Source organism: Hydrogenophaga sp. (assembly GCF_028698005.1).
In the GTDB taxonomy this organism is placed as follows: Bacteria; Pseudomonadota; Gammaproteobacteria; order Burkholderiales; family Burkholderiaceae_C; genus Hydrogenophaga.
The window spans coordinates 1-5421 of sequence record NZ_JAQVEJ010000179.1; the positions used below are offsets into that span (position 1 = coordinate 1).

Below are 5421 nucleotides of genomic sequence, written 5' to 3' on the forward strand. Positions count from 1 at the left end.
TGCCCGAGGTGGTGACCACGCAGGGGGTGCTGGTGGACACCTGGCGGGACGCCCGCCTGTTCGCCGCTGCCGCCGGTGCGGCCTGGTTTTTCTGGCAGCGGGGCGTGCTCGGCACCATCGTGGTCGGTATGGCGGTCTACCTGCCCCTGCGGCTGGGCCTGGGCTGGTGAGCGGCGCGTCAGCACCGCCCAGACGGGCAGTGCCGCGCTCAGGCAGACCACGAGGGTCCACAGCGTGTGGCTGGGGTAGTGGGCACCGCGCAGCGTCTGGGTGAGGCCGGCGACACCACCGAAGAACAACACGGTGCCCAGCCAGACCCAGCCCCTGCGTTGCCGCCCGGCCAGGCCGGGCAAGGCCAGGCCGATGTAGGCGAACGCGCTGGAGGCGTGGCCGCCCGGGAAACAGCGTCCGCTGCCGCCATCGGCCTGGCCCCAGCGCCAGTGCGAGACGTAGCGCGCTTCACCGCCGAAGGCCGCCAGCTCCCAGGGGCAACTGGTGAGGCTGAGCCATTTGAGCAGGTTGACCGCGCACACGGCAGCCAGCACCGCCAGCAGGACCGCCCAACGTTCCCGGCGAGACTGACGTCTGCCCGGCCACAGGGTACTCAGCAGCAGGACCGCCAGCAGCGCGAGCGCGGCCTGGCGCAGGCCATCGTGCAGCCACCGGCTGAGCCAGGGGTGATGCTGCAAAGGAAAACCGTTGGCATCGCCGATCAGGCGCATGACGGGCAGGTCCAGCCTGCTGGCGTCCCAGGCCAGGGCCGCCAGCAGGCAGGTCAGCCAGAGGGCGGCGGGACGGGAAAGGCGGGCGTGCTGCATGGACGCATGCTGGGGTAACCGCTTTAAGTGAGCCTTAAGCTTCGGGTGCATCATGCGAAAATTTCGCGTCTTTACATTCCATTCAGTGCCGGTCGGGCCCACCCGAAGGCCGGCGCGCGCCAGCCATGCGTGATTTCTCTCCCTTTCCCGACAGCCTCGATGCCTGGTCCGTGGTCCAGGTCTCCGTCCTCATTCCTGCCAGGGACGAGGCGGGCAACATCGGCGCGCTGGTCACCGAGATCGCGGCGGCGCTGGGGCCGGTGTGTTCCTACGAGGTCGTGCTGGTGGACGATGGCAGTGGCGACAGCACGGGCCAGGTGTTCCTGCAGCGCTGCCGTGAGCTGGGCGCACCCGCGCAACTGCTGCGCCATGCGCGCAGCTGTGGCCAGAGCACGGCGCTGATGACGGCCGCCCGCCACGCGCGCGGCCGCTACCTGGTGACGATCGACGGTGACGGCCAGAACGACCCGGCCGACATCCCGGCGCTGCTGGCCGAGGCCGGACAGATGGCAGCGCAAGGTAAGGACTTCTGCATCGCCGGCTACCGCAAGAACCGGCGCGACACCGAGTGGAAAAAGATCCAGTCGAAGATCGCCAACGCGGTGCGTCGCCGCATCCTGGACGATGGCGTGCCGGACACCGGCTGCGGATTGAAGCTGATCCCGCGCCGCACCTGGCTGGTGCTGCCGTACTTCGATCACATGCACCGCTACATTCCGGCGCTGGTGCTGCGGCTGGGAGGCAAGATCTCCGTGGTGCCGGTGAACCACCGCCACCGGCAGGCCGGCGTGTCCAAGTACACGGCCTGGAACCGCTTGTGGGTCGGCATCGTCGACATGTTCGGCGTTCGCTGGCTCATCCGCCGCAGCAAGCAGCCGCTGCTGGAGCAGGTGGAAAGCACGTCGGCATGAAATCCGACGCCAAGCTGCTGGTCAAACCGCTGGTCTTGACCGGTGTGCTGACGCTGGCCTTCGTGGCCCTGCATGCCGGGTGGCTGGGTGATGTGACCGAGGAGGATCTGCTGCGCCAGTTGTTCAGCCAGCACCGGGCCATTGCCTGGCCGGTGTTCACGCTGGGATCCATCGTCTACACCGCGCTGGGCGCGCCGCGCCAGGTGCTGGCCTTCTGCTGCGGTTATCTGCTCGGGGGCTGGTGGGGCGGCCTGTTGGCGACGTTGCTGACGGCGCTGGGCGCGCTGCTGACCATGGTGGCGGTGCGCCTGACCGGTCTGGACTGGCTGCGCCAGCGGCACGGTCGACGCATCGAGCGGGTGCGCGAGATCCTGGCCGACGACACCTGGCTGTGGATCTGCGTCATCCGGCTGATGCCCGTGGGCTCGAACCTGCTGACCAACATCGCCGCGGCACTGGCCGGGCTGAACCTGCGGCAAGTGCTGGCGGGGAGCCTGCTGGGCTACCTGCCGCAGTCGCTGCTGTTCGCCTATGCGGGGCGGGGCATGGCCCTGCAGGACAACACCAAGCTGTGGGTCAGCCTGGGTCTGCTGGCGATGTCCAGCGTGCTGGCCTGGTATCTGTACCACCATGGCTTCAAGCAGCGGTTGGTACGGTTCAATGGATCGTTGGATGATGATGCATAGAAAACCTCTGCCTGCCTGGGCACTGTTGGTGCTGGCGGCCGTGGTGCTGCTGGCGGGCATCGGGCTGCGTGGCCCCTGGCCGGCGGATGAGCCGCGATTTGCGCAGATCGCGCGCGAGATGGTCGAGTCGGGCCAATGGTTGTTCCCGATGCGTGGCGGCGAGCCCTATCCGGACAAGCCGCCGGTGTTCGTCTGGCTGGTGGCGCTGTGCTATCTGGTCACGGGCCAGCTCAAGCTGGCCTTTCTGCTGCCGAGCGCGATCGCGGGGCTGGGCACGCTCTGGCTGGTGCACGACATCGGGCGCCGGCTCTGGGGCGGCGACGTCGCGCGCACGGCCCTGCTGGTGCTGCTGATCACCCCCCAGTTCCTGCTGCAGGCCAAGACGGCGCAGATCGATGCGCTGGTGTGCTTCTGGATCACCCTGGGCTGCTATGGCTTGCTGCGGCACTTCCTGCTCGGGCCGGCCTGGGGCTGGTACCTGACGGCCTTCGTGGCCATGGCCCTGGGCATCATGACCAAGGGTGTGGGTTTTCTGCCGGTGCTGCTGCTGCTGCCGCTGGCGCTGTGGGGCGCTGCAGCGCGCCCACCCGCGTTGCCCGGCCATATCCCGGGCAGGGTCTGGGGCTGGCGCAACTGGCTGGGTCTGGTGGCGCTGCTGGCCACGCTGGCGCTGTGGCTGGGGCCGATGCTGTGGCAGGTGGCCGCCTCGGGCAGCGAGGAGCTGCGCGCCTACCGCGACAACATCCTGCTGCGCCAGACGGCGGGCCGTTATGCCAATCCCTGGGGTCACCTCAAGCCCTGGCATTACTTCCTCACCGCGGCCATCCCCACGGTGTGGCTGCCGCTGGCCTTGCTGTTGCTGACCCAGTGGCGGCGCTTGGGTCGCGTGCTGCGCGAGGACCCGAAGGCGCGCATCCTGCTGGCCTGGGTGGTGCTCGTCATTGTCTTTTTCTCGCTGAGCCGGGGCAAGCGCGAGGTCTACATCCTGCCGGCGCTGCCGATGCTGGCGCTGGTGATGGCGGTGCTCTGGCAGCGGGCGGTGGCCGAACAGGGCACGCGTGTGACGGTGGCCGTTCTGCGGCTGGCGGCCCTGGTGCTGGGGGGCACGGTGCTGACGCTGGGCGCGCTGGCCTTGTGGCAGCCCGGTGTCCTGGGTGAGAAGGCGGTCGCCTATGCCGAGGAACTGGCCGATCTCGCGTGGCCGTTGCTGGTCCTGGGGGGGGTGTCGCTGGTGGTGCTGGCGCTTGCCTGGCGGCGCCCGCTGCTGGAGCAGCTGGCCGCGGTGTCCCTGGCCAGCTGGCTCATCGTCGCGCTGTGGGCCTGGCCAGCGACGGACCCGCACCGCTCGCCCAGGGCCGCCATGGCCACCCTGGAGCAACGCCTGCCGGCGTCGGTCGAACTGGGTCTGCTGGATTTCAAGGAGCAGTTCCTGCTGTACGCCCGCCGCCCGCTCACGCACTTCAGCTACCTGGCCCCGCTGGCGGAACAGGAGCGCAATGCCTGGCAATGGATGCGTGAGCGGCCGGGCCGCTGGCTGCTGTTGCCGGGCAGCGACCGGTTAACCTGTTTCGATCTGTCGCGTGCACAACCGCTGGTGGCGGCGCACCGGCGCGAATGGGTGCTGCTCGATGCGTCGGCGATGCGGTCCGATTGTCCACCGCCGCAGCAGGTACGCCGCTACACCTGGCAACCCCGGCGCCTGGATATTCTCGAACCATGACGACTCCCGAAACCCTGCTACCGAGCCGCGTGCTGGTTACCGGCGCCGCCGGCTTCATCGGCTTCCATGCGTGCCAGCGGCTGCTGGCCGATGGTGCCGAGGTGCTCGGCGTGGACAGCCTGACGCCGTACTACGACCTCCGCCTCAAGCAGGACCGCCTGGCCGTGCTGCAGGCGCAGGCCGGGTTCCGCTTCGAGCGGCTCGACCTGGCCGACCGTGCGGCGACCGCGGCGCTGTTCCAGCGTGAGCGCTTCGACGCGGTGCTGCACCTGGCAGCGCAGGCCGGCGTGCGCTACTCGGTCGAGAACCCGCTGGCCTATCTGGACAGCAATCTCGCCGGCATGATGAACGTGCTGGAGGGTTGCCGCCATGCGGGCGTGGCCCACCTGGTCTATGCCTCGTCCAGTTCGGTGTATGGCGCGGGCAATACCATGCCGCTGTCCGAGGACAAGGTGACCGACCGGCCGGTGTCGTTGTACGCGGCCAGCAAGAAGGCCAACGAGGTGATGGTCCACAGCTACAGCCACCTGTACGGCCTGCCGGCCAGCGGCCTGCGGCTGTTCACCGTCTACGGCCCCTGGGGCCGACCCGACATGGCGATCTTCCGTTTCGTGCGCGCCATCGAGGCGGGCGAGACCATCGACGTCTACAACCACGGCCAGATGCGGCGCGACTTCACCTATGTGGGCGACGTGGTCGAGGCCATCGTGCGCGTGCTGCGCCGTCCGCCGCTGCGCCAGGGCGAGGCACCGCCTCAGCGTGTGCTCAACGTGGGCAACAGTGCGCCCGTGATGCTGATGGATTTCATCGCCAGCCTGGAGCGGGCGTTGGGCAAGACCGCGCACAAGCGCCTGCTGCCGATGCAGCCGGGTGACGTGCCTGACACCTGGGCCGACGTGTCGCGCCTGCAGGCGCTCACCGGCTTCGCGCCTGCCACGTCGCTGGACGTGGGGGTGCGGCATTTCGTCGACTGGTACCGCCCCTATGTGGCCCGGCGCGGCGAGGTACCGCAGGCGGCCTGATCGCCTGGCGGGCGCACAATGGCGGCCGGGCGGCGGAGAAAGGACGATCGGCATGCGGGTACTGGTGGTGGAGGATGATCCGGGGATCGGCCGGGGCATCGTGGCGGCACTGCGCGCGGCCGGGCACGCCGTGGACCTGTGCGGAACGCTGGCCTCGGCCTGGACATCGCTGACAGTCGAGCCGTTCGACGTGATGCTGCTGGACCTGGGTCTGCCCGATGGCGATGGCCTGGACCTGCTGACCCGCTGGCGTGGCCGCAAGCC

The 5421-nt window shown here is 69.2% G+C and carries 6 protein-coding genes and 1 pseudogene; 6 read left to right on the forward strand and 1 reads right to left on the reverse strand.

What is annotated here, in order from left to right:
• Positions 1 to 170, forward strand: a 170-nt coding sequence (locus tag PHQ87_RS13980) for an AzlD domain-containing protein (RefSeq protein WP_300235576.1), incomplete at its 5' end; no start/stop codon positions are given.
• Between the two features lie 60 nt (positions 171 to 230).
• Here PHQ87_RS13980 and PHQ87_RS13985 read toward each other — a convergent pair.
• Positions 231 to 872 (reverse strand): annotated as a pseudogene (locus PHQ87_RS13985) (phosphatase PAP2 family protein); the annotation flags it as partial.
• A 71-nt stretch (positions 873 to 943) separates the two neighbouring features.
• Here PHQ87_RS13985 and PHQ87_RS13990 point away from each other — a divergent pair.
• The 5 genes from PHQ87_RS13990 to PHQ87_RS14010 all read left to right on the forward strand — a co-directional run.
• Positions 944 to 1729, forward strand: a complete 786-nt coding sequence (locus PHQ87_RS13990; protein ID WP_300235563.1) for a glycosyltransferase family 2 protein — start codon at positions 944 to 946, stop codon at positions 1727 to 1729.
• Positions 1726 to 2415, forward strand: coding sequence for a VTT domain-containing protein (locus tag PHQ87_RS13995; protein WP_300235565.1), 690 nt, complete (start codon positions 1726 to 1728; stop codon positions 2413 to 2415). The genes PHQ87_RS13990 and PHQ87_RS13995 overlap by 4 nt, the downstream gene beginning before the upstream one ends.
• Positions 2402 to 4135, forward strand: coding sequence for a glycosyltransferase family 39 protein (locus tag PHQ87_RS14000; protein ID WP_300235567.1), 1734 nt, complete (start codon positions 2402 to 2404; stop codon positions 4133 to 4135). The genes PHQ87_RS13995 and PHQ87_RS14000 overlap by 14 nt, the downstream gene beginning before the upstream one ends.
• Entirely contained in the window at positions 4132 to 5157 is a 1026-nt protein-coding gene (locus PHQ87_RS14005) for an NAD-dependent epimerase/dehydratase family protein (protein ID WP_300235569.1), read from the forward strand. The genes PHQ87_RS14000 and PHQ87_RS14005 overlap by 4 nt, the downstream gene beginning before the upstream one ends.
• A 52-nt stretch (positions 5158 to 5209) precedes the next feature.
• The coding region (locus PHQ87_RS14010) for a response regulator (protein ID WP_300235573.1) at positions 5210 to 5421 on the forward strand (212 nt) is incomplete at its 3' end.

Bases quoted from the DNA above. Each gene is read 5' to 3' on its own strand.
- PHQ87_RS13990 (WP_300235563.1), top strand. From the start codon at position 944: ATGCGTGATTTCTCTCCCTTTCCCGACAGCCTCGATGCCTGGTCCGTG.
- PHQ87_RS13995 (WP_300235565.1), top strand. From the start codon at position 1,726: ATGAAATCCGACGCCAAGCTGCTGGTCAAACCGCTGGTCTTGACCGGT.
- PHQ87_RS14000 (WP_300235567.1), top strand. From the start codon at position 2,402: ATGATGATGCATAGAAAACCTCTGCCTGCCTGGGCACTGTTGGTGCTG.
- PHQ87_RS14005 (WP_300235569.1), top strand. From the start codon at position 4,132: ATGACGACTCCCGAAACCCTGCTACCGAGCCGCGTGCTGGTTACCGGC.